The following is a 23,045-nucleotide window of genomic DNA, read 5'->3' as shown; positions in this document are numbered from 1 at the left end:
GGAGCGGGTGACCGGGATCGAACCGGCATGGCCAGCTTGGAAGGCTGGGGCTCTGCCATTGAGCTACACCCGCGTGTGCCGGGACCAGCGTAGCGGTAGGTCGGGGGGTACCCGTCTACACTCGCGGACGGCGCCGGGGTGTGGCGCAGCTTGGTAGCGCACTCGCTTTGGGAGCGAGGGGCCGTGGGTTCGAATCCCGCCACCCCGACCAACGACCGTCCACTGCCCCGGTGGCGGCCGAGCATGCCCCCGGATGAGGAGACGAGCGCGTTGAAGAGCACAGTCGAGACCCTGAGCCCGACGAGGGTCCGGCTCGCCGTCGAGGTGCCTTTCGACGAGCTCAAGCCCAGTGTCGACAAGGCGTACGCCAACATCGCCAAGCAGGTGCGCGTGCCCGGCTTCCGGCCGGGCAAGGCGCCGGCCCGGATCATCGACCAGCGGGTCGGCCGGGCGGCGGTGCTGGACGAGGCGGTCCAGGACGCGCTGCCGCGGGCGTACTCGGACGCGGTCCGGGAGAACGAGGTGCGCGCGCTGGGTCAGCCGGAGATCGAGCTGACGAGGTTCGACGACGGCGAGAGCCTGGCGTTCACGGCCGAGGTCGACGTGCGGCCCGAGGTGACGCTGCCGGAGTACAACGCCCTGCCGGTCAGCGTCGAGGACATCGCGGTCGGCGACGACGAGATCGACGAGCAGATCGCGGCCATGCGGGAGCGGTTCGCGGTGCTCAAGGCGACCGACCGCCCCGTCCAGGACGGCGACTACGTGTCCATCGACCTCAAGGCGACCGTCGACGGCGAGGAGGTGCCCGGCGGCTCGACCACCGGCCTGTCCTACGAGGTCGGCAGCGAGTCGATGATGCCGGGCCTGGACGAGGCGCTCGTCGGCGCGAACGCCGGCGACACGCGCGAGTTCACCACCGACCTGGTCGCGGGCGACTTCGCCGGCCAGACCGCGGCCATCGCGGTGACCGTCCGCTCGGTGAAGGAGAAGGAACTGCCGGAGCTGGACGACGACTTCGCCCAGACCGCCAGCGAATTCGACACGCTGGAAGAGTTCCGTGCGGACGTCCGGAGCCGGATCGAGCGGGTCAAGACCCTGGAGCAGGGCGGTCAGGCCCGGGACAAGGTGCTCACCGCACTCCTGGAGTCGACGGACGTGCCGCTGCCGGAGTCTGCTGTGCAAGGTGAGTTCGAGTGGCGGCAGCACGACATCGGGCACCAGCTCGAGAACGCCGGCATCGACATGGACACCTACCTCGCGTCCGAGGGCCAGTCCCCGGAGACCTTCCAGGAGCAGCTGCGCTCCAACGCCGAGGTCGCGGTCAAGACCCAGCTCCTGCTGGACGCGATCGCCGACGCGGAGGAGATCGGCGTGTCCGACGCCGAGCTGACCGAGCGCGTCATCGCCCAGGCCCAGCAGTACGGCGTCTCGCCCCAGGAGTTCGCCCAGCAGGTGACCCAGAACGGCACCCTGCCGGCCCTGGTCGCGGACATCCGCCGATCGAAGGCGCTGGCCACGGTGCTGGAGCGGGCGACGATCACCGACACCTCGGGCAACACGGTCGACCTGGAGCACCTGCGGCTGTCGCGGCCCGACGACGGCGAGACCGGCGAGGCCGAGGAGACGCCGGAGGCGGCGGCGGTCGCGTCCGAGGCCGGATCGGCGACCTCGATCCGGCCGATCGGGCCCTGAGAACCGGCGCCTGCGCCGTCAGCGAACACCGACTCGCCCGGCCCGGAACGGCCGCACCCGCGAGTTAGTGTCGAGTCAGAGGTTCAGTACACCCGACAGGAGAGCTGTGAGCGCCATCGAACCCGTTCAGCCGATCCGCGTCCTGCCCGACCTGCGGTCTGCGGGGGCGGGCATGACCCTCAACGACTCCGTCTACGACCGGCTGCTGCGGGAGCGCATCATCTTCCTCGGCCAGCCCGTGGACGACCCGATCGCCAACCAGATCAGCGCGCAGCTGCTGCTGCTGGCGGCGGAGGACCCCAAGCGGGACATCCACCTCTACATCAACTCGCCCGGCGGCTCCGTGACCGCGGGGATGGCGATCTACGACACGATGCAGCTGGTCGAGTGCGACGTGGCGACGTTCGCGATGGGCCTGGCCGCGTCGATGGGCCAGTTCCTGCTGTCCTCCGGCGCCCCCGGCAAGCGGTACGCGCTGCCCCACGCCCGGATCCTCATGCACCAGCCCTCCGCCGGCATCGGCGGCACGGCGTCGGACATCGCGATCCAGGCCGAGCAGTACAAGCTGACCAAGCGCGAGATGGCCGAGCTCACCGCGCAGCAGACCGGCCAGACGGTCGAGCAGATCGAGAAGGACGCCGACCGGGACCGGTGGTTCACCGCCGCGCAGGCCAAGGAGTACGGCTTCGTCGACGAGGTCATCGAGCGCGTGCAGGAGATCCCCGGGGCGTCGGGCCCGGCGCCGGCGTAACCAAGACGACACAGGAGACGCCATGAGCGACTTTGCCCCCTCCGCCCGGTACATCCTGCCTTCCTTCGTGGAGCGGACGAACTACGGGATCAAGGAGTCCAACCCGTACAACAAGCTTTTCGAAGAGCGGATCATCTTCCTGGGTGTGCAGATCGACGACGCCTCGGCCAACGATGTGATGGCCCAGCTGCTCACGCTGGAGTCGAACGACCCGGACCGCGACATCGTCATGTACATCAACTCGCCGGGCGGCTCGTTCACCGCGCTGACGGCGATCTACGACACGATGATGTTCGTCCGGCCGGACATCCAGACCGTCTGCATGGGCCAGGCCGCCTCGGCCGCCGCCGTCCTGCTCGCGGCCGGGTCGCCGGGCAAGCGGGCGGCTCTGGAGCACGCCCGCGTGCTGATCCACCAGCCGTCCGCCGAGGGCCAGGGCCAGGTCTCCGACCTGGAGATTCAGGCCAATGAGGTCATGCGGATGCGCTCCCAGCTGGAGAGCATCCTGGCCCGGCACACCGGCCAGACGGAGGAGCAGATCCGGCTCGACATCGAGCGGGACACGATCCTCACCGCCGAGCGGGCCAAGGAGTACGGCATCATCGACGACATCATCACCACCCGTAAGTTGTCGCAGCTCAAGGTCTGACCGGCGCCCGGGCCGGACCGGCTCGCCGGTCCGGTAACGGGGCCGTCCGGGTGATCGTGGCGGAACCGGCCGTGCCGCAACCGAAAGGTGGGCACAAGGGTGGCTGGACGAGGTAGCGTCAACTAATGCACCGGCTAGCGGCCCGGTGTCCGAGAGGGAGAGGGTCGTAAGGTGGCACGCATCGGAGACGGCGGTGATCTGCTGAAGTGCTCCTTCTGCGGCAAGTCGCAGAAGCAGGTGAAGAAGCTCATCGCCGGCCCTGGCGTGTATATCTGTGACGAGTGCATCGATCTCTGTAACGAGATCATCGAGGAAGAGCTCTCGGAGAGCTCCGAGCTCAAGTTCGACGAGCTGCCGAAGCCGACCGAGATCTTCGACTTCCTCAACCAGTACGTGGTGGGCCAGGACTCGGCCAAGAAGCAGCTGTCGGTCGCGGTCTACAACCACTACAAGCGGGTCCAGGCCGGCGGCGAGTCCGGCCCCCGCACCTCGGAGGGCCAGGTCGAGCTGGCCAAGTCCAACATCCTGCTGCTCGGCCCGACCGGCTGCGGCAAGACGCTGCTGGCCCAGACGCTGGCGCGGATGCTGAACGTGCCGTTCGCGATCGCGGACGCGACCGCCCTGACCGAGGCCGGGTATGTCGGCGAGGACGTCGAGAACATCCTGCTGAAGCTGATCCAGGCCGCGGACTACGACGTCAAGCGGGCCGAGACCGGCATCATCTACATCGACGAGGTCGACAAGATCGCCCGCAAGTCGGAGAACCCGTCGATCACGCGGGACGTCTCCGGCGAGGGTGTCCAGCAGGCGCTGCTGAAGATCCTCGAGGGCACCACCGCCTCGGTGCCGCCGCAGGGCGGCCGCAAGCATCCGCACCAGGAGTTCATCCAGATCGACACCACCAACGTGCTCTTCATCGTCGGCGGCGCGTTCGCCGGCATGGAGAAGATCATCGAGGCGCGGGTGGGGCGCAAGGGCATCGGCTTCGGTGCCGAGCTGCGCAGCAAGTTCGACGTGGACTCCTCGGACGTCTTCGGTGACGTCATGCCGGAGGACCTGCTCAAGTTCGGCATGATCCCCGAGTTCATCGGCCGGCTGCCGGTCATCACGAACGTGCGCAGCCTGGACCACGAGGCTCTGATCTCCATCCTCACCGAGCCGCGCAACGCGCTGACCCGGCAGTTCTCGAAGCTCTTCGAGCTCGATGGGGTCGAGCTGGAGTTCTCCGACGACGCCCTCGAGGCGATCGCGGACCAGGCCATCCTGCGCGGGACCGGCGCCCGCGGGCTGCGGGCGATCATGGAAGAGGTCCTGCTCTCGGTCATGTACGAGGTGCCGAGCCGGGACGACGTGGCCCGCGTGGTCATCACCCGCGAGGCCGTGCTCGAGAACGTCAACCCGACGATCGTGCCGCGCGAGACCCCGAAGCGGGAGCGTCGGGAGAAGTCCGCATAGGGTCGCCTGCTCCGTTCCGCGGTGGTTCCTTTGCCGCAGCTGCTCCGTTCCGCAGCTCGTTCCTCGCTGAGTCACGCCGCCGCTGGTCGGACTCCTCACGCTGGCCGGGGGGACGACCCCGAAACTCTCCGATGTGGCGTTTTCAGAGTGCTGACTCTCGTTCGCCGCTGACATAGCGCGCCGGTCGTGCTCGCGCTGCTCGGCGGGCTCTTCCGTCGATCAACATGTACCGCTTGGTCAATTGCGTCTGGTCAATCCGTGCCGCCGGGTCGGGCCTGGTGCTCGGCTGACCGTGCCGCCGGCGAGCGTCCCGGTGTCGGTCGGGCCGTCGGTGTCGAGCTTGGCTGTCGGGTTGGGGACCGGTTCAGGAGGTCGGGCGGGTGGTGGGGCTTTCGAGGATCTCGCGCATGTCGCGGCGCATGGTGGAGCGGAGGTCGGCGCGCAGCTCGCCCATGCGTTGGTCGCCCTCGCCGAGGCCGGACTCGATGTGCTCGAGGCGGACCGACATGATCTCCAGCGTCTTCGCCATCGAGAAGACCTCGTCCCGGACTCGCTCGACCCGGTCGATCGAGCGGAACAGGGCTCGGGCCAGCAGGACGAGCGCCGCACCCACCGCGATCGTCAGCACTACGAGCGCGCACCACGCGAACGCCATCACCGCAGACTCACCTTTCCTCCGTCGACTCCGCCGAGCAAACCTCGACGACGGACGGTAGAGCCTCACTCGTGCGGCCAGCCAATCGGCATCGAAATCTGTGGACGACCACTTCGCCTGTGGACAGCGGTTCGCAATGCCCTGGCCGGGCTCCGTACCATCCCAGCGTGACCGTGACAGAGCCAACCCGCGACCCCGCCGGGGCCAAGCCCGGTGCCGATCTGCCCAGCCAGTTCGTTCCGGCGCAGGTAGAAGGCCCGCTCTACGAGCGGTGGGTGGAGCGTGGCTACTTCACGGCCGGCACGCCGGAGGACGCGGCCAAGCCGCCGTTCGCGATCGTCATCCCGCCGCCCAACGTGACCGGCTCGCTGCACCTCGGCCACGCGTTCGAGCACACCCTGATGGACGCGCTGACCCGGCGCCGCCGGATGCAGGGCTACGACGCGCTCTGGCTGCCCGGCATGGACCACGCCGGCATCGCCACGCAGAACGTGGTGGAGCGCGAGCTCGCCAAGGATGGCCTCTCCCGGCACGACCTCGGCCGCGAGGCGTTCGTCGAGCGGGTCTGGCAGTGGAAGGCCGAGTCCGGCGGCAAGATCCTCGGCCAGATGCGCCGGCTCGGCGACAGCGTCGACTGGTCGCGCGAGCGGTTCACGATGGACCAGGGCCTGTCCCGGTCCGTGCAGACCGTCTTCAAGAAGATGTTCGACGACGGCCTGATCTACCGGGCCGAGCGGATCATCAACTGGTGCCCGCGCTGCCTGACCGCGCTGTCCGACATCGAGGTCGAGCACACCGACGACGAGGGCGAGCTCGTCTCGATCCGGTACGGGGAGGGCGACGCGTCGATCGTGGTCGCGACCACCCGGGCCGAGACGATGCTCGGCGACACCGCGGTCGCGGTCCACCCGGACGACGAGCGCTACAAGCACCTGGTCGGCACCGAGGTCGAGCTGCCGCTGACCGGCCGCCGGATCCCGATCGTGGCCGACGACCACGTCGACCCCGCGTTCGGCACCGGCGCGGTCAAGGTGACCCCCGCCCACGACCCCAACGACTTCGAGATCGGCCGCCGGCACGAGCTGCCCTCGCTGACGATCCTCGACGAGCGCGGCGTCGTGACCGCGCACGGTCCGTTCCAGGGGCTGGACCGGTTCGAGGCCCGGCCGGCCGTGGTGGCCGCGCTGCGCGAAGAGGGCCGGGTCGTCGCGGAGAAGCGGCCCTACCTGCACTCCGTCGGCCACTGCTCCCGCTGCGGCACGACGGTCGAGCCGCGCCTGTCGCTGCAGTGGTTCGTGCGGGTCGAGTCGCTGGCCAAGGCCGCCGGCGACGCGGTGCGCGAGGGCAAGGTCGCGATCCACCCGACCTCGCTGGAGGGGCGTTACTTCGCCTGGGTCGACGACATGCACGACTGGTGCATCTCGCGGCAGCTGTGGTGGGGACACCGCATCCCGGTCTGGTACGGGCCGGACGGTGAGGCCGTCTGCGTCGGCCCGGACGAGCAGCCGCCGGCCGGCGAGGGCTGGACCCAGGACAGCGACGTGCTGGACACCTGGTTCTCCTCCGGACTCTGGCCGTTCTCCACGCTCGGCTGGCCCGACGACACCAGCGACCTGCACCGGTTCTACCCGACCAGCGTGCTGGTCACCGGCTACGACATCCTGTTCTTCTGGGTCGCCCGGATGATGCTCTTCGGGCTCTACGCGATGGACGGCGTGCAGCCGTTCGACGTGGTCGCGCTGCACGGCATGGTCCGCGACAAGCACGGCAAGAAGATGTCGAAGTCGTTCGGCAACGCGGTCGACCCGCTCGACTGGATGGACGCGTACGGGTCGGACGCGCTGCGCTTCACCCTCGCCCGCGGTGCCAACCCCGGTACCGACGTGCCGATCGGCGAGGAGTGGGTGCAGGGCAGCCGGAACTTCTGCAACAAGCTCTGGAACGCGGCCCGCTTCGCGCTGCTCAACGGCGCCACCACGGCCGAGCCACTGCCGCCGGCCGTCGAACTGTCCACTGTGGACCGGTGGTTGCTGTCCCGGCTGTCGGCGCTGACGGCCGAGGTCGACTCGGACTACGAGCATTTCGAGTTCGCCAAGGCGGCCGAGTCGCTCTACCACTTCGTCTGGGACGACTTCTGCGACTGGTACGTCGAGCTGGCCAAGGTGCCGCTGGCGGCCGGCGGCGAGTCGGCCCGCCAGACCCGGCTGGTGCTCGGCCACGTGCTGGACACGGTGCTGCGGCTGCTGCACCCGGTGGTGCCCTTCGTGACCGAGGAGCTGTGGATCTCGCTCACCGGCGGCGAGTCGTTGGTGGTGGCGGAGTGGCCGGTGGCCGACGCGGGCCGGCTCGACCCGGGCGCCGAGGCGGAGTTCGCGGCGCTGCAGGACGTGGTCACCGAGGTCCGGCGGTTCCGGTCCGAACAGGGCCTGCGGCCCGCGCAGCGGGTCGGTGCCCGGCTGATCGGCCTGGAGGCGAGCGGCATCGCCGCGCACGAGCCGCTGGTGCGGTCGCTGACCCGGCTGGACCCGCCGGGGGAGGGGTTCGCGCCGACCGCGTCGCTGTCGGTGCGGTCGGTCAAGGCCGAGCTCGACCTGTCCGGCACGATCGACGTCGGAGCCGAGCGGGCGCGGCTGACCAAGGACCTCGCGGCCGCGCAGAAGGAACTGCAGACCGCGACCGCGAAGCTCGCCAACACCGCGTTCATCGACAAGGCGCCCGAGCCGGTGGTGGCCAAGGTGCGCGGCCGGCTCACCGCGGCCGAGGCCGAGATCGAGCGCATCTCGGCCCAGCTCGACGCGCTGCCCTCGTCATGACCGGACCGGAAGGCCGCCGCTCGGCCAGGAACCGCCCGGCCCGCGGCCGGGGCCAGGACCGGACCCAGCAGGACCGGGCCGACTTCGATCGGGTCCGGGCCGAGCTCCGGACCCGGTGGCCGGAGTCCCGGCTGGAGCCGTCGCTGGACCGGATCCGGATGCTGGTCGACCTGCTCGGCGACCCGCAGCGCAGCTTCCCGGTGATCCACGTCGCGGGCACCAACGGCAAGACGACGACGACCCGGATCATCGACGCGGTGCTGCGCGGCTTCGGGCTGCGGGTCGGCCGTTTCACCAGCCCCGACCTCGTCTCGGTCACCGAGCGGATCAGCGTGGACGGTGAGCCGATCAGCGAGCGGCGGTTCGTCGACACCTACGACGACATCCGGCCGTACCTGGACCTGGTGGACAAGGAGCAGCCGGTCGCGCTGTCGTACTTCGAGGTGCTGACGGCGATGGGCTTCGCGGCGTTCGCCGACGCGCCGGTCGACGTCGCGGTCATCGAGGTCGGCATGGGCGGCAGTTGGGACTCGACCAACGTCGCCGACGGGCGGATCGCCGTGGTGACCCCGATCGGGCTGGACCACACGAAGTACCTCGGGGACACGGTCGGGCAGATCGCGGTCGAGAAGGCCGGGATCATCAAGCCCGAGTCGATCGCGGTGCTGGCCGCCCAGGAGAACGAGGCGGCCGAGGTGCTGATCCGCCGTTCCATCGAGGTCGGCGCGACGGTGGCCCGCGAGGGTGCGGAGTTCGGTGTGGTCGACCGGTCCATCGCGGTCGGCGGTCAGGTGCTGACGATCCAGGGCCTCGCCGGCCGGTACGAGCAGCTGTTCCTGCCGCTGCACGGCGCGCACCAGGCCCAGAACGCGGCCGTCGCGCTGGCGGCGGTCGAGGCGTTCCTCGGCGTCAACGCCGAGACCGGGATCATGGACGTCGAGGTCGTGCGGGAGGCGTTCCTCGGCGTCAGCTCGCCCGGGCGGCTGGAGATCGTCCGCGGCGCGCCGACCGTCATCGTCGACTCGGCCCACAACCCGCACGGGATGGCGGCGACCGTGGAGGCGCTGGCTGAGTCGTTCTCCTTCCGCCGGCTGGTGGGCGTCATGGCCGTGCTCGCCGACAAGGACGTGACCGGGATGCTGGCGCTGCTGGAGCCGGTGCTGGACGAGATCGTCGTCACCGAGAACTCCTCCGGCCGTGTGCTCAACGCCGATGACCTCGGGGCCGCCGCGGTGGAGATCTTCGGTCCCGACCGGGTCGTGGTCGAGCCGCGGCTGGACGATGCGATCGAGACGGCGATCCGGCTGGCCGAGGAGAGTGACGACGAGCAGGTCTCCGGGTCCGGGGTGCTCGTGACCGGATCGGTCGTCACCGCGGGCGAGGCCCGCACGCTGCTCGGCGCCGGGCGCAGGCCGGGATGAACACGCCCGACCCGCGCAGCTCTCACCCGGCGCCGGACGCGCGGGATTCGGCCGACGTCCGCGGTGCCGGCGAGGACGCGGCCGTCGGTTCTGCGGGGGAGCCGGCCGGGGCGGCTCGGGATCCCGCCGGGGACGCCTCCGGGGCTGGGGACGCTGCTGGGGCGGGAGCAGCGGCGGGGGCGCGGCGGCGGGACCATGCGGTGCGGGGGGTGCTGGCAGCAGGGTTGATCCTCGAGGGGATCACCGTGTTGTTCGTGCCGCTCACGGTCGCGCGGATCGGCGACAACGGGCTCAGCGGCAGCAAGCTGGCGTTGCTGCTCGTGCTGGCGGTGGCGTTGTTCGCCGCCGCCGGGATCCAGAAGCGGCGGGCCGGGCAGGTGGTCGGCTCGGTCCTTCAGGTCGCCGTGATCGCGACCGGCGTGATGGTCGGCGCGATGTACTTCCTCGGTCTGCTGTTCGCCTGCGTCTGGGCCTACCTGCTCTGGATCCGCGCCGAGATCGCCCGGGCCGCGGTGCGCGCCGGCGCCCCGCGCTGAGCGGCGCCCACTCCGACGAGCCCGACCTCGAGGTCGCGCCTCGTGCGGGAGGGCCGGGGTGGGCTTGGCGGGACCGGACCACCTAGGCTTTTGCTCCCGTAGAGAGAACGAAGGAGTTCCGTGGAGACCGAGCGCACCCTCGTCCTGATCAAGCCTGACGGCGTCGCCCGTGGCCTGGTCGGTGACGTCCTCGGCCGCATCGAGCGCAAGGGTCTGCGGTTCGTCGCGCTGGAGCTGCGCACGCTCGACCGGGAGACGGCCGAGACCCACTACGCCGAGCACGTCGGGAAGCCCTTCTACGGCCCGCTGCTCGACTTCATCACCTCCGGCCCGCTCGTCGCGATCGTGGTCGAGGGCCCGCGGGCAATCGACGCCTTCCGGCAGCTCGCCGGCGCGACCGACCCGGTCAAGGCCGCGACCGGCAGCATCCGCGCCGACAACGCGCTCGAGGTGCAGAAGAACATCGTGCACGGCTCCGACTCGCCCGAGTCGGCCAAGCGCGAGATCGGCGTCTTCTTCCCGAACCTCTGACCGGAGGGCTGGGCGCCGGAGCGCCCGAGCGCCCGAGGTCGGAAGACCGGAGGGCCCGGATCGTCCGAGGGCCGGAAGGTCGGAGGCCCCCGTCCGAGGGCCGGAGGCCCGGAGCGCGGGAGGGCCGGGTCGCCGGGTCGCCGGAGCGCCGGAGCGCCGGAGCGCTGGACGGCCGGAGGCCCGGATCGCCCGAGGGCTGGACGGCCGGAGGGCCGCCCGCCACGGCGGGCGGCCCTCCGGACCGGTCAGTGGAGCAGGGAGATGCTCTGGGTGTAGGCGTCCTGGTTGGGCTTCGTCACGCCCGGGCGCCCGCGGAAGTCGGTCCAGCAGGGATGGATCCGCAGGTCCGCGCCCACCGCGATCGCGCTGTAGTCGCCGATGAACGTGCCCTGGATGGTCTCGTCCGGGTCCTCCAGGCTCGCCGCCGGGAACTGGATGCGCGGATCTGAGGTCTGCGTCGTGATTCGCTGGATCGCCCCCGAGCGCAGCGTCGAGATCCCGATCCCCTTCCAGTACGCGTAGTCCAGCCCGACCCCGCCCGCGTTGTAATGCCGGGTGTAGGAGCTGACCGCGACCAGCCCGGCCACCGTCGCCACCGCGCTGAACACCTCGTCCTGCGGCGTCCCGATCACCCGCACCGACCAGCTGCGCCCGCCCCGCGACGCGGCCACGATGTTGTCGCCGTTGGTCTTGATCGACTCCCCGTCGGCCGTGTACCGCCCGTTCCGGTCGTCGTTCCAGGTCAGCGCCAGCCGGTCCGTCACCGGGTCGTACGCCAGCTGCGGGAAGCTGTTGATCCGGAAGTTCTCCCCGGTCAGCGCCTCACTGCCGACCTCCTCGTTCACCGGGAAGTCGAAGTTGGTGTCCACGATCGCGTGGCTGAACGTGCGCCCGTGGTCCGTGGAGCGGGCCACCACCGTGACGTCCCGGTCGTCCAGCGCGTCGCAGTCGAGCGTCGCGCACTCCGTCCCCTCGTACGCGAGGTAGAGCGTGCCGTCTCGCCCGACCTGCGGGTTCGAGCCCTGCGAGAACGGGGTGAGGCCGCCGGTGAACCCCGCCAGCGTGCTGTCCACCCGGACGAAGTGCCCGAACGTACGGCCGAAGTTCGTCGAGGAGGCGACCACGATCGGCGACTCGAGGTAGGCGCCCTCGGGCGTGTCGGCGAACCGGGTCCAGCTCACGTACACGCGGCCGGAGGTCTTGTCCGCGGCCAGCCAGATCTTGTCGTTGAAGAACGTCGTCGGCGTGAACGTGCCGTGCGCGTCGACGCCGTCGAGCTGGATGATCGTCGGCTGGCCGAAGTGCAGGCCGCCGTCGTGCGAGACGCTGACCACGATCCCGCTCGGGGCCTCGGTGCCACCGGCGGCCGGTGCGGCCCGGCTGAACACGATGTTGCCGTAGTAGACGGTGTTACCCGGCCCGAAGGCGAGCACCGGGTCGCCGGCCGAGTCCATCGCGGTCAGGGCGCCGGTGGCACCGGTCGCGATCGTCAGTCCCGGCAGCAGCGTGTTCTTCCAGGTCTTCCCGCCGTCGAGCGACGCGTACGCCCAGCCGGTGCTGTCGTTGCGGTCCTCGCGCGGCACGAATACCCGGTAGTCGTTGCTCCCGGCCACGATGTTGCGCGGGTTGTACGGGTTGACCGCGATCGAGGTCTCGTTCTGCGCGCTGCTGCAGCCGGTCTGGCTGCCCGCGCTGACGATCGAGTCGCCGACGATCTGGTCCACGTTCGTCCCGGGGTTCCGGTACGGCGTGGGCTGGCCGATGAAGCTCTGGCACAGCGCCGAGATGGCCGGGTCGTCCTCGTTCTCGCCCTCGTCCTCCTCGCCCAGCACCTCCTTCAGCAGCGGGTTCGGCACCCGGTGCCGGGCCTCGGCCGGGGCCGCGGCCCGGGGCAAGGCGTGATCGACCGCAGCCGGGCCGGCCACCCGGCCGGTCGTGGGCGCGGCCCAGGCGGGTTGGCCGAGCGCGACCAGCGCGACGGCGGTGAGCAGGCCTGCGACGGCAACAGCGGCTCTGCGCGGACGGAAGGTCATGGCGAGGCCCCCCTCATGACGACACTGATGTCACGCCACCTTCCTCGCCGCCGATCACACCGCCTATACGCCGGACGTGTGGGAAAGCGCAGGCAAAGGTCACTCTCCGCCGGGGGCGAAACTCGGGCGATTCTGTCGGGGTCCGTCGGTAGCGTCCGGCCCATGACCGAGCTCCCCGACGATCCCGCCGGCGGCCTGGTGGTCGCCCGCGGCCTGACCAAGCGCTTCGGCGAGTTCACCGCGGTCGACGGCATCGACGTCGACGTCAGCCGCGGCGAGGCGTTCGGGTTCCTCGGTCCCAACGGCGCCGGCAAGTCCAGCACCATGCGGATGATCGCCTGCGTCTCCCCGGTCACCGCGGGGACGCTGCGGGTGCTCGGCCGGGACCCGGCCACCGACGGCGCCTGGATCCGGGGCCGGCTCGGCGTCGTCCCGCAGGAGGACTCGCTCGACCTGGAGCTCACCGTCCGGGAGAACCTGCTCGTCTACGGGCGCTACTTCGGGCTGCCCAAGCCGCTGATCCGGCAGCGGGCGGCCGAGCTGCTGGAGTTCGTCCAGCTCACCGACCGCAAGGACGCCAAGGTCGAGTCGCTGTCCGGCGGCATGAAGCGGCGGCTGACCACCGCCCGAAGCCTCATCAACGAGCCCGAGGTGCTGCTGCTGGACGAGCCGACCACCGGGCTGGACCCGCAGGCCCGGCACGTGCTCTGGGACCGGCTGTTCCGGCTCAAGCAGCAGGGCGTCACGCTGATCCTCACCACCCACTACATGGACGAGGCCGAGCAGCTCTGCGACCGGCTGGTCGTCATGGACAAGGCCCGCATCGTCGCCGAGGGCTCGCCGCGCGAGCTCATCGACCAGTGGTCCAGCCGCGAGGTCGTCGAGGTCCGGTTCGCCCCGGACGAGCACGAGGCGATGGCCGGCAAGCTCGAGGACGTGGCCGAGCGGGTCGAGGTGCTGCCGGACCGGCTGCTGCTCTACACCGCCGACGGCGACGCCGCCGCGGCCGCGGTGCACGAGCGCGGGCTGCACCCGGCCGGCGTGCTGGTCCGCCGTTCCACGCTGGAGGACGTCTTCCTCCGGCTCACCGGCCGGACGCTGGTGGACTGATGATCGCGGCCCCGTTCGCCCTGCGCTCGTTCGAATACTGGTTGTTCCAGTACAAGCGGACCTGGCGCGGCACCGTCACCAGCAGCGTGCTGTTCCCGGTGCTCTTCCTCGCCTCGATGGGCGTCGGCCTCGGCACGCTGGTCGACTCGTCGACCTCCCGCGGCGTCGAGGGCCACAGCTACCTGGTGTTCCTGGCCCCGGGCCTGCTGGCCGCGACCGCGATGCAGACCGGAGTCAGCGAGTCGACGTACCCGGTGATGGGCTCGATCAAGTGGGTGAAGACCTACCACGCGATGCTCGCGACGCCGCTCGGCGTGCTCGACGTGCTGGTCGGCCACCTGCTCTACATCGGCGCCCGCATCGCGATGGGCGCGGTCGTGTTCCTCGTCGTGATGGCGGCCTTCGGGGCGGTCGACAGCCCACTCGGGCTGCTGGCGATCCCGGCCGCGTTGCTGACCGGGCTCGCCTTCGCGGCGCCGACGGTGGCGTTCGCGGCCTGGATCGAGAACGAGAACTCGTTCGCCTTCCTGATGCGGTTCATCGTGATGCCGCTGTTCCTGTTCGGCGGGGTGTTCTACCCGGTCGGGCAGCTGCCGCTGGTGCTGGAGCAGCTGGCGTACCTGACCCCCCTCTGGCACGGGGTGGCGCTGTCCCGCGACCTGTCGCTGGGGACGGCGAGCGCGGCCGGGACGTTCCTGCACGTGGTCTACCTGCTCGCCTGGATCACGGCCGGGTTCGCGGTCGCCGCCCGCAACTACCGGCGAAGGCTGGCGGTATGAAGACGGCCACCCTGGTCACCCGGACCACGCCGCTGCCGCTGGCCGGCGGCCGGGCCTGGCTGCTGGTCGAGCGGAACGTGCTGGTCTACCGGCGGATCTGGCTGCTCATCGTGTCCGGCTTCTTCGAGCCGGTGTTCTACCTGCTCTCCCTCGGCGTCGGCATCGGAGCGCTGGTCGGCACCGTGGCCGGGCCGGACGGGCAGGCGATCAGGTACACCGCGTTCGTCGCGCCCGCGCTGCTGGCCTCCAGCGCGATGAACGGCGCGGTCTACGACTCGACGATGAACTTCTTCTTCAAGCTCAAGTACGCCAAGACCTACGACGCGATGCTGTCCACGCCGCTCGGCCCGGCCGACATCGCGGTCGGGGAGATCGCCTGGGCCCAGCTGCGCGGCACGCTCTACTCGATCGCGTTCCTCATCGTGATGGCGGTGCTCGGGCTGATCAGCTCCTGGTGGGCGCTGCTGGCGCTGCCGGCGACGATGCTCATCGGGCTGGCGTTCGCCTCGATCGGCATGGCCGCGACCTCGTTCATGCGCAGCTGGCAGGACTTCGAGTTCGTGCAGCTGGCGATCCTGCCGATGTTCCTGTTCTCCACGACGTTCTTCCCGCTGTCGGTCTACCCGCGGCCGCTGCAGATCGTCGTCCAGCTCACCCCGCTGTTCCACGGGATCGAGCTGGTGCGGCCGCTGACCACCGGCGCCGGGGTCGGGTTCGCCCTCCTCGGGCACGTGCTCTACTTCATCGGACTGGCCGCTCTCGGACTTTCTGTCGCGGCGCGCCGACTCGAGAGGCTCCTGTTGAAGTAGCCGGACGATTCCCGCGGGTAGCATCCAAGGACCCGAGCGACCGCCTTCGCGCCCGAGGAGATCTACCGCATGTCCCGCACTTCGCTGTCCTTTCTCGGCCGCGACATGGCGATCGACCTCGGCACGGCGAACACCCTGGTGTACGTCCGTGGCCGTGGCATCGTCCTCAACGAACCCTCCGTGGTCGCGACCAACACCAACACCGGCGAGATCCTCGCCGTCGGCGTCGAGGCCAAGCGGATGATCGGCCGGACCCCGGCCAACATCGTCGCGGTCCGCCCGCTCAAGGACGGCGTCATCGCCGACTTCGACACCACCGAGCGGATGCTGCGCTACTTCATCCGCAAGGTGCACCGCCGCCGCTACCTCGTCCGCGGCCCGCGGGTGGTGGTCTGCGTGCCGTCCGGGATCACCGGGGTCGAGCAGCGCGCGGTCAAGGAGTCGACGTACGCGGCCGGCGCCAGCAAGGTCTTCATCATCGAGGAGCCGATGGCCGCCGCGATCGGCGCCGGCCTGCCGGTGAGCGAGCCGACCGGCAACATGGTCGTGGACATCGGCGGCGGCACCACCGAGGTCGCGGTGATCTCGCTCGGCGGCATCGTCACCAACACCAGCATCCGCATCGCCGGCGACGAGATCGACCAGGCGATCATCTCCTACGTCAAGAAGGAGTACTCGCTGGCGCTGGGCGAGCGCACCGCCGAGGAGATCAAGATCGCGATCGGTTCGGCGTTCCCGATGCCGGAGGACGACCAGGCCGAGATCCGCGGCCGGGACCTGGTCACCGGGCTGCCGAAGACGATCGTGGTGGCCGCCGAGGAGATCCGGCGGGCGATCGAGGAGCCGGTCAACTCGATCGTGGACGCGGTGAAGACGACGCTGGACAAGTGCCCGCCGGAGCTGGCCGGGGACATCATGGACCGCGGCATCGTGCTGGCCGGCGGCGGCGCGAACCTGCGCGGCCTGGACGAGCGGCTCCGGCACGAGACCGGGATGCCGATCCTCATCGCCGACAACCCGCTGCACTCGGTCGCGATCGGCTCCGGCCGCTGCGTGGAGGACTTCGAAGCCCTGCAGCAGGTGCTGGTGTCCGAGCGCAAACGGTCCTGGTCCTGACCGGGGGAGGGCCGCGATGACCGCTCCCACCCGCGGCCAGCGGCGGGCGGTGATCCTCCTGCTGCTGATCTCGGTCGTGCTCATCACCCTCGACCACCGTGGCGAGGCGTTCCGCGGGGTCCGCGACACCGCGCACTCGGTCGTCGACCCGGCCCAGCACGGCGTGACCACGCTGGTCGCCCCGGTCGGCCGGTTCTTCGGCGGGCTCGGCGACATCGGCGACTCCGGGACCAGGATCGACACGCTGGAGAAGGAGAACGCCGAGCTACGCCGGCAGCTCCGCGAGGGCGAGCTGACCGCGTCCCGCTCGGCCGAGCTGCAGAGGCTCACGCTGCTCTCCGGCACCGGCCGGTTCACCGTGATGCCGGCGACCGTGACCGGGCTCGGGCCCTCGATCGGCTTCGAGTGGACGGTCACCGTCGACGCCGGCCGCCGGGACGGGGTGACGGTCGACCAGACCGTGGTCGACTCCGACGGCCTGGTCGGGCGGGTCAAGACCGTCGGCGACACGTCCTCGACGATCGTGCTCGCGGTCGATCCCGGCTCCGCGGTCGGCGTCCGGCTGGCCGGCGGCAACGCGCTCGGGGTCGCCGCCGGCAACGGCCTGGGCCCGCTCACGTTCACCCCGCTGGATCCGTCCACCCGGGTCAAGGTCGGCGACCGACTGGTCACCGGCCCGTACGGCGGGTCGACGTACGTCGCGGGCCTGCCGGTCGGCGAGGTCACCGCGGTCTCCGGCGACCCGGGCGCGCCGGCCCGGGAGGCGACGATCGCCCCGTACGTGTCGTTCGCGAACCTGGACCTGGTCGGGATCGTGCTGGCCGCGCCCCGGACCGACCCGCGCGACGCGCTGCTGCCGACGGCCCAGCCGGCCGTCCGGACCCCGGTGAAGACCCCGTGAGGACGACTCCCGGAGTGGCCGCCGCGGTCGCGGTGATCACCGCGATCGTGCTGCAGGCGGCCGTGCTGGCCCGGCTCCCGCTGCCCGGCGGGCAGCCCAGCCTCACGCTCGTGCTGGTCGTCGCGATCGGCCTGGCCGCCGGCCCGAACGCCGGGCTCGCGAGCGGGTTCGGCGCGGGCCTGCTCACCGACCTGCTCTCCGACCACCCGGTCGGCGTGCTCGCGCTCTGCTTCGCGCTGGCCGGCTTCCTGGCCGGCCTGCTGGAGGCGGACGTGGAACGGACCGTGCTGCTGCCGGTGGTGGTCGTCGCGGTCGCGACCGCCACGGTCTACCTGACCTACCTGGGCGTACTCGGGCTGCTCGGCTCGTCGACCGCGGACGGTGCCGCCAGCATCCTCGGCACGGTCGCGTACGACGTGGTGCTCACGCCGTTCGTGGTCCCGCCGGTCGTCGCGGTCGCGAGACGGTTCGCGCCGTCCAGGCGGCTGCCGTGACCGGGGTGCGGCTGGCGGTCATCCGCATCGTGGTGATCTCACTGCTGCTCACCCTGGGCGCCCGGCTCTACTACCTGCAGGTTCTCGACCAGGACAAGCTCGTGCAGACCGCGAACCGGCAGCACACCCGCGAGGTCATCCTGGCCGCGCCGCGCGGCGCGGTCGTCGACGACTACGGCCGCCCGCTGGTCGCCAACCGGACCTCGCTGGTCGTGAGCGTGAACCGGGCCGAGCTGCAGGCCGAGCCGGACCAGGGCACGGCCGTCCTGGCCCGCCTGTCGAAACTGATCACGGTGCCGGCGACGGAGCTGGCCAAGCAGATCACCCCGTGCGCGAAGGGCGTGCCGAAGCCCTGCTGGAACGGCTCGCCGTACCAGCCGGTGCCGGTGGTGACGGACACGACGCCCGCGGTCGTGCTCAAGATCGAGGAGCGGCAGGAGGACTACCCGGGGGTGAGCGCGGAGTCCCTGACGCTGCGGCAGTACCCGAACGGCAGCCTGGCCGCGCACTCGCTCGGCTACGTCGGCCCGGTCAACCAGGAGGAGCTCGACGCGGCACAGAAGGCCGGCCGCACCGACCTCAACCTCAACGCGCAGATCGGCCGGTCCGGGCTGGAGAAGACGTACGACCCCGACCTGCGGGGGACCGACGGGGTCCGGTACGTCACCGTCGACAACCGCGGCACCGTGCTCGGCACCCAGCGCGAGACCGCCCCGCAGCGCGGCGACACGCTCGTCACCAGCATCGACCGCGGCGTCCAGCAGATCGCGGAGAAGGCGTTGACGGCCGAGATCACCAAGCGCCGGACCGAACGGGACAAGGAAGGCAACCTGTACGCGGCACCGTCCGGGGCCGCTGTCGTGCTGGACCCGCGGACCGGCCGGGTGATCGCGCTGGCGACCACCCCGACGTACGACCCGACGGTGTTCGTCGGCGGGATCTCCAAGACCGAGCTGGCCCGGCTCACCGACGAGAACGCGGGGACGCCGCTGGTGTCGCGGGCGACGCAGGGCCAGTTCGCGCCCGGGTCGACGTTCAAGCTGTCCTCGGTCAGCGCGGAGATCATGTCCGGCCGGTCGCCGCTGGACGGCACCTACACCTGCCCGGGCACGCTGCAGGTCGGCAACGCGACCAAGGACAACTTCGAGGGCGTCGGCATCGCCGGCACCATCGACCTGCGGGTCGCGCTGGCCAAGTCCTGCGACACGATCTTCTACGGCTTCGCCCAGACCGACTGGTACGCCGACCAGGCCCGCATCGACGCCGGCGAGAAGCCGGCCGAGACGCTGCAGCGGATGGCCCGGGAGTTCGGGTTCGGCTCGCCGCCGCGGATCGACCTGCCGGCGGGGGAGCAGACCACCGGCCGGATCGTGGACCGCACGTTCAAGAAGGCCCGCTGGGACGCGAACAAGGCGCAGTACTGCGCGGAGGCCCGCCACGGCTACCCGGACGAGACGGACCCGGCCCGGCGCACGTTCCTGACCCGGCTCGCGGCCGAGAACTGCTCGGACGGCTGGCGCTTCCAGGTCGGTGACGCGGCGAACTTCGCGATCGGGCAGGGCGAGACGACGGTGAGCCCCCTGCAGCTGGCCCTGGCGTACTCGGCCCTGGTCAACGGCGGCACCCTCTGGGAGCCCCGGCTCGGCAAGGCCGTCCTCGACCCGAACGGCAAGGTCGTCCGGCAGATCATGCCGAAGTCCCGCGGCAAGGTCCCGGTCAGCGGGTCGGTGCTCGACTACATCAAGTCCTCGCTGGCGTTCACCCCGGCCAACGGCGCGTCCGGGTCGGTGGCGTTCGGCGGGTTCCCGCTGGACAAGGTGCTGGTCGGCGGCAAGACCGGGACCGCCGAGGTGTTCGGCAAGCAGGACACCTCCTGGTTCGCCTCCTGGGCCCCGGCGAACGGCCCGGCCAAGTACGTCGTGGTCGCGATGATCGAGCAGGCCGGGCTGGGCGCGCAGGCCGCGGCCCCGGTCGCCCGGGCCATCTACGAGGGCATCTACGGGCTGGACGGCAAGAAGGCGGCCTTCCCCCGCGGTACGCCCACCGCCGTCCCGCACGTCACGGGCAACCAGTGAGCGGGCGCGAGGGCTCGCAGCGCCCGCCGGGAGTGAGGAGGGCCGACCAGCCGGCGCTCGCGCCTGCCGGTCTGTCCGAGGAGCGGGCACAGTGACGGGGTTGCCGCCGCTGGGTCGGGCTCCGCTCGGGCGGGGCCTGGTCGGGCCGCGCGAGCACGAGGGCTTCAGGTGGCGCGTCGACTGGGTGATCGCCGGCACCGCGCTGGCGCTCTCGCTGATCGGCGCCCTGCTGGTCTGGTCGGCGACCCGGCCGCGGCTGCTGGACGCCGGCGCCGACCCGGACTCGTTCCTGCGCCGGCACCTGGTGAACCTGGCGATCGGGCTGGTGCTGTGCCTGGTGTTCACGCTGGTCGACTACCGGGCCCTGCGGGCGTACGCGCCGCTGATCTACGTGGCGTCCTGCCTCGGCCTGGTCGCGGTGCTGCTGATCGGGTCGACGATCAACGGCGCGCACTCCTGGATCGTGCTCGGCGGCGGGTTCCAGGTGCAGCCGAGCGAGTTCGCCAAGGTCGCGCTGGTGGCCGGGATGGCGGTGCTGCTGGCCGAGCGGCGGACCCAGGAGCACGCGTCCCGGGGCGCGGACGTGCCGCTGGTGCTGGCGCTGGCCGCCGTACCGCTCGGGCTGGTCATGCTGCAGCCCGACCTCGGCACGGCCATGGTGTTCGTGTTCACCGTGCTCGGCGTGCTGCTGCTGGCCGGCGCGCCCGCGCGCTGGCTCGGCGGCCTCGTCCTGGCCGGCGTGCTGGTGATCTACGGCGCGATCTCGCTCGGCGTGCTCAAGGACTACCAGCTGGAGCGGTTCAAGGCGTTCACGCAGCAGGACCAGGACACGCTCGGGTCCGCGTACAACATCACCCAGGCCCGGATCGCGATCGGCAACGGCGGGCTGACCGGGACGGGGCTGTTCCACGGCACCCAGACCACCGGCAGGTTCGTGCCCGAGCAGCAGACCGACTTCGTCTTCACCGTCGCCGGCGAGGAGCTCGGGCTGGTCGGCGCGGGCGGGATCATCCTGCTCTTCGGCCTGCTGCTGTGGCGGACGCTGCGGCTGGCCGGGCGCTCGCCGGACCTGTTCGGCCGGCTCGTCGCGGGCGGGGTGGCCTGCTGGTTCGCGTTCCAGACGTTCGTCAACATCGGGATGACGCTCGGTATCATGCCGATCACCGGCCTGCCGCTGCCGTTCGTCTCCTACGGCGGCTCCGCCATGTTCGCCAACTGGATGGCGATCGGCCTGCTGCTCAACGTCGGGGCCCGGCGCGCCGAGTAGGCTCGGTCGCCATGGAGTCCGTCTTCCCCCTGCTGGAGCCGTTGCTTCCGCGCGTGCAGAAGCCCATCCAGTACGTCGGCGGCGAGCTCAACAGCACCGTCAAGGACTGGGACGCGGCCACCGTCCGCTGGGCCCTGATGTACCCCGACGCGTACGAGGTCGGCCTGCCCAACCAGGGCGTCATGATCCTCTACGAGGTCCTCAACGAACGCCCGGACGCGCTGGCCGAGCGGACGTACGCGGTCTGGCCCGATCTCGAGGCGCTCATGCGCGAGCACGGCATCCCGCAGTTCACCGTCGACGGGCACCGTCCGGTCGGCGCGTTCGACGTGCTCGGGGTGTCGTTCTCCACCGAGCTCGGCTACACCAACCTGCTCACCGCGCTGGACCTGGCCGGGATCCCGCTCGCGGCCGCGGACCGGACCGACGAGCACCCGATCGTGCTGGCCGGCGGGCACGCGGCGTTCAACCCGGAGCCGATCGCGGAGTTCGTCGACGCGGCCGTGCTCGGCGACGGCGAGCAGGCCGTCGGGCTGATCACCGACCTCATCGCGGCCTGGAAGGGCGAGGGGTGCCCGGGCGGGCGGGAGGAGATCCTGTTCCGGCTGTCCCGGGCCGGCGGCGTCTACGTGCCGCGCTTCTACGACGTGGACTACCTGCCGGACGGCCGGATCCGGCGGGTCGTGCCGAACCGGGCGGACGTGCCGCACCGGGTCTACAAGCACACGGTGATGGACCTGGACGAGTGGCCGTACCCGAAGCAGCCGCTGGTTCCGCTGGCCGAGTCCGTGCACGAGCGGATGTCGGTGGAGATCTTCCGCGGCTGCACCCGCGGCTGCCGGTTCTGCCAGGCCGGGATGATCACCCGCCCGGTGCGGGAGCGTTCCATCACCGGCATCGGCGAGATGGTCAAGGCCGGGCTGGAGGCGACCGGCTTCCAGGAGGTCGGCCTGCTCTCGCTGTCCTCGGCCGACCACTCCGAGATCGCCGCGGTCACCAAGGGCCTGGCCGACCGGTACGAGGGGACCAACACCTCGCTCTCGCTGCCCTCGACCCGGGTGGACGCGTTCAACGTCGACCTGGCCAAGGAGCTGTCCCGCAACGGGCGGCGGTCCGGGCTGACCTTCGCGCCCGAGGGCGGTTCCGAGCGGCTGCGCCGGGTGATCAACAAGATGGTGTCCCGCGAGGACCTCATCTCGACCGTCACCACGGCGTACGCGAACGGCTGGCGGCAGGTGAAGCTCTACTTCATGTGCGGCCTGCCGACCGAGACCGACGAGGACGTGCTGGAGATCGCCTCGATGGCGCACGACGTGATCCGGGCCGGGCGGGCCGCGGCCGGGACCAAGGACGTCCGCTGCACGGTCTCGATCGGGGCGTTCGTACCCAAGCCGCACACGCCGTTCCAGTGGGCGGCGCAGACGGCGGCCGCTGTGGTGGACGCCCGCCTTCGCCTGCTGCGGGACGCGATCAACTCCGACCGCTCGCTGGGCCGGGCCATCGGCTTCCGCTACCACGACGGGCAGCCCTCGATCGTGGAGGGACTGCTGTCCCGCGGGGACCGGCGGGTGTCGGCGGTGATCCGGCGGGTCTGGGAGGACGGCGGCCGGTTCGACGGCTGGAGCGAGCACTTCTCGTACTCGCGGTGGATGGAGGCGGCGGCCGCGGTCGGTGTCGACGTCCCCTGGTACACCGAGCGCGAGCGGGCCGAGAACGAGGTCCTGCCCTGGGACCACCTCGACTCCGGGCTGGACAAGGAGTGGCTCTGGACCGACTGGCAGGACGCCCTGTCCGAGGAGGAGCAGGACGACTGCCGGTGGACGCCGTGTTACGACTGCGGCGTCTGTCCCGGGATGGGCACCGAGATCCAGATCGGTCCCACCGGCAAGACCCTCCTCCCGCTCCCGACCATGCGCCCCGCCCTCACCTGATCCTGTGGACAACGAGATCGGTGCGGG

At 71.1% G+C, this 23,045-nt stretch carries 19 protein-coding genes and 2 tRNA genes; 18 read left to right on the top strand and 3 right to left on the bottom strand.

Annotation, left to right across the window (positions count from 1 at the left end; genetic code table 11):
• Window positions 1–2: 2 nt before the first annotated feature.
• Window positions 3–73 (bottom strand) — tRNA-Gly (locus VGP36_09305).
• A 61-nt stretch (window positions 74–134) separates the two neighbouring features.
• On the opposite strand from VGP36_09305, the gene VGP36_09300 reads away from it, so the two are divergent.
• From VGP36_09300 to clpX, 5 genes are all read left to right on the top strand, one after another.
• Window positions 135–211: transfer RNA gene (locus tag VGP36_09300), tRNA-Pro, on the top strand.
• A 59-nt stretch (window positions 212–270) separates the two neighbouring features.
• Window positions 271–1,692, top strand: coding sequence for a trigger factor (tig, locus tag VGP36_09295; protein HEV7654913.1), 1,422 nt, complete (start codon window positions 271–273; stop codon window positions 1,690–1,692).
• 172 nt (window positions 1,693–1,864) lie between these two features.
• On the top strand, window positions 1,865–2,443 hold the full coding sequence (locus tag VGP36_09290; GenBank protein HEV7654912.1) for an ATP-dependent Clp protease proteolytic subunit: 579 nt from the start codon (window positions 1,865–1,867) through the stop codon (window positions 2,441–2,443).
• A 22-nt stretch (window positions 2,444–2,465) separates the two neighbouring features.
• Window positions 2,466–3,092 carry an ATP-dependent Clp protease proteolytic subunit gene (locus tag VGP36_09285; protein ID HEV7654911.1) on the top strand — a complete coding sequence of 209 codons (627 nt, stop codon included), beginning with the start codon at window positions 2,466–2,468 and terminating at the stop codon, window positions 3,090–3,092.
• Window positions 3,093–3,263: 171 nt separating this feature from the next.
• On the top strand, window positions 3,264–4,547 hold the full coding sequence (gene clpX, locus VGP36_09280; protein HEV7654910.1) for an ATP-dependent Clp protease ATP-binding subunit ClpX: 1,284 nt from the start codon (window positions 3,264–3,266) through the stop codon (window positions 4,545–4,547).
• 364 nt (window positions 4,548–4,911) lie between these two features.
• On the opposite strand, the gene VGP36_09275 is transcribed toward clpX, so the two are convergent.
• Window positions 4,912–5,202 (bottom strand): hypothetical protein, encoded by a 291-nt coding sequence (locus VGP36_09275; GenBank protein ID HEV7654909.1) that lies wholly within the window; start codon window positions 5,200–5,202, stop codon window positions 4,912–4,914.
• Between the two features lie 167 nt (window positions 5,203–5,369).
• Between VGP36_09275 and VGP36_09270 the strand changes: the two genes are divergently transcribed.
• The 4 genes from VGP36_09270 to ndk all read left to right on the top strand — a co-directional run bounded on the left by VGP36_09270 (window position 5,370) and on the right by ndk (window position 10,503).
• Window positions 5,370–8,015, top strand: a complete 2,646-nt coding sequence (locus VGP36_09270; GenBank protein ID HEV7654908.1) for a valine--tRNA ligase — start codon at window positions 5,370–5,372, stop codon at window positions 8,013–8,015.
• Window positions 8,012–9,436, top strand: a complete 1,425-nt coding sequence (locus VGP36_09265; protein HEV7654907.1) for a folylpolyglutamate synthase/dihydrofolate synthase family protein — start codon at window positions 8,012–8,014, stop codon at window positions 9,434–9,436. Before VGP36_09270 ends, VGP36_09265 begins: the two co-directional genes overlap by 4 nt.
• Before the next feature lie 209 nt (window positions 9,437–9,645).
• The gene (locus tag VGP36_09260) at window positions 9,646–9,972 is read left to right on the top strand and encodes a DUF4233 domain-containing protein (protein ID HEV7654906.1); all 327 of its coding nucleotides are present in this window, start codon (window positions 9,646–9,648) and stop codon (window positions 9,970–9,972) included.
• Window positions 9,973–10,092: 120 nt separating this feature from the next.
• A complete protein-coding gene (gene ndk, locus VGP36_09255; GenBank protein ID HEV7654905.1) occupies window positions 10,093–10,503 on the top strand; it encodes a nucleoside-diphosphate kinase in 411 nt (136 codons plus the stop codon).
• A 245-nt stretch (window positions 10,504–10,748) separates the two neighbouring features.
• On the opposite strand, the gene VGP36_09250 is transcribed toward ndk, so the two are convergent.
• Window positions 10,749–12,536, bottom strand: coding sequence for a sialidase family protein (locus tag VGP36_09250; protein ID HEV7654904.1), 1,788 nt, complete (start codon window positions 12,534–12,536; stop codon window positions 10,749–10,751).
• Window positions 12,537–12,698: 162 nt separating this feature from the next.
• Here VGP36_09250 and VGP36_09245 point away from each other — a divergent pair, with 162 nt between their 5' ends.
• The 9 genes from VGP36_09245 (at window position 12,699) to VGP36_09205 (ending at window position 23,018) form a co-directional block, all read left to right on the top strand.
• Complete coding sequence (locus VGP36_09245; GenBank protein HEV7654903.1) at window positions 12,699–13,646, top strand: ABC transporter ATP-binding protein; 948 nt, start codon at window positions 12,699–12,701, stop codon at window positions 13,644–13,646.
• On the top strand, window positions 13,646–14,425 hold the full coding sequence (locus VGP36_09240; protein ID HEV7654902.1) for an ABC transporter permease: 780 nt from the start codon (window positions 13,646–13,648) through the stop codon (window positions 14,423–14,425). Before VGP36_09245 ends, VGP36_09240 begins: the two co-directional genes overlap by 1 nt.
• Window positions 14,422–15,234 (top strand): ABC transporter permease, encoded by an 813-nt coding sequence (locus VGP36_09235; protein ID HEV7654901.1) that lies wholly within the window; start codon window positions 14,422–14,424, stop codon window positions 15,232–15,234. The genes VGP36_09240 and VGP36_09235 overlap by 4 nt, the downstream gene beginning before the upstream one ends.
• An 84-nt stretch (window positions 15,235–15,318) precedes the next feature.
• A complete protein-coding gene (locus VGP36_09230; GenBank protein HEV7654900.1) occupies window positions 15,319–16,350 on the top strand; it encodes a rod shape-determining protein in 1,032 nt (343 codons plus the stop codon).
• 16 nt (window positions 16,351–16,366) lie between these two features.
• Window positions 16,367–17,251, top strand: a complete 885-nt coding sequence (gene mreC, locus VGP36_09225; protein ID HEV7654899.1) for a rod shape-determining protein MreC — start codon at window positions 16,367–16,369, stop codon at window positions 17,249–17,251.
• Window positions 17,248–17,745, top strand: coding sequence for a rod shape-determining protein MreD (mreD, locus tag VGP36_09220; protein HEV7654898.1), 498 nt, complete (start codon window positions 17,248–17,250; stop codon window positions 17,743–17,745). The genes mreC and mreD overlap by 4 nt, the downstream gene beginning before the upstream one ends.
• Window positions 17,742–19,820 (top strand): penicillin-binding protein 2, encoded by a 2,079-nt coding sequence (mrdA, locus tag VGP36_09215; protein HEV7654897.1) that lies wholly within the window; start codon window positions 17,742–17,744, stop codon window positions 19,818–19,820. The genes mreD and mrdA overlap by 4 nt, the downstream gene beginning before the upstream one ends.
• A 91-nt stretch (window positions 19,821–19,911) precedes the next feature.
• The gene (gene rodA, locus VGP36_09210; protein HEV7654896.1) at window positions 19,912–21,087 is read left to right on the top strand and encodes a rod shape-determining protein RodA; all 1,176 of its coding nucleotides are present in this window, start codon (window positions 19,912–19,914) and stop codon (window positions 21,085–21,087) included.
• A gap of 11 nt (window positions 21,088–21,098) precedes the next feature.
• Window positions 21,099–23,018 carry a TIGR03960 family B12-binding radical SAM protein gene (locus tag VGP36_09205; protein HEV7654895.1) on the top strand — a complete coding sequence of 640 codons (1,920 nt, stop codon included), beginning with the start codon at window positions 21,099–21,101 and terminating at the stop codon, window positions 23,016–23,018.
• Window positions 23,019–23,045 lie beyond the last annotated feature (27 nt).

The organism is Mycobacteriales bacterium, from assembly GCA_035995165.1.
Classification (GTDB): Bacteria; Actinomycetota; Actinomycetes; order Mycobacteriales; family CADCTP01; genus CADCTP01.
This window is presented reverse-complemented; position numbering and strand designations above follow the sequence as displayed.

Bases quoted from the DNA above. Each gene is read 5' to 3' on its own strand.
- VGP36_09290 (HEV7654912.1), top strand. From the start codon at position 1,865: ATGACCCTCAACGACTCCGTCTACGACCGGCTGCTGCGGGAGCGCATC.
- VGP36_09285 (HEV7654911.1), top strand. From the start codon at position 2,466: ATGAGCGACTTTGCCCCCTCCGCCCGGTACATCCTGCCTTCCTTCGTG.
- VGP36_09275 (HEV7654909.1), bottom strand. From the start codon at position 5,202: ATGGCGTTCGCGTGGTGCGCGCTCGTAGTGCTGACGATCGCGGTGGGT.
- VGP36_09265 (HEV7654907.1), top strand. From the start codon at position 8,012: ATGACCGGACCGGAAGGCCGCCGCTCGGCCAGGAACCGCCCGGCCCGC.
- VGP36_09250 (HEV7654904.1), bottom strand. From the start codon at position 12,536: ATGACCTTCCGTCCGCGCAGAGCCGCTGTTGCCGTCGCAGGCCTGCTC.
- VGP36_09245 (HEV7654903.1), top strand. From the start codon at position 12,699: ATGACCGAGCTCCCCGACGATCCCGCCGGCGGCCTGGTGGTCGCCCGC.
- VGP36_09240 (HEV7654902.1), top strand. From the start codon at position 13,646: ATGATCGCGGCCCCGTTCGCCCTGCGCTCGTTCGAATACTGGTTGTTC.
- VGP36_09235 (HEV7654901.1), top strand. From the start codon at position 14,422: ATGAAGACGGCCACCCTGGTCACCCGGACCACGCCGCTGCCGCTGGCC.
- mreC (HEV7654899.1), top strand. From the start codon at position 16,367: ATGACCGCTCCCACCCGCGGCCAGCGGCGGGCGGTGATCCTCCTGCTG.
- VGP36_09205 (HEV7654895.1), top strand. From the start codon at position 21,099: ATGGAGTCCGTCTTCCCCCTGCTGGAGCCGTTGCTTCCGCGCGTGCAG.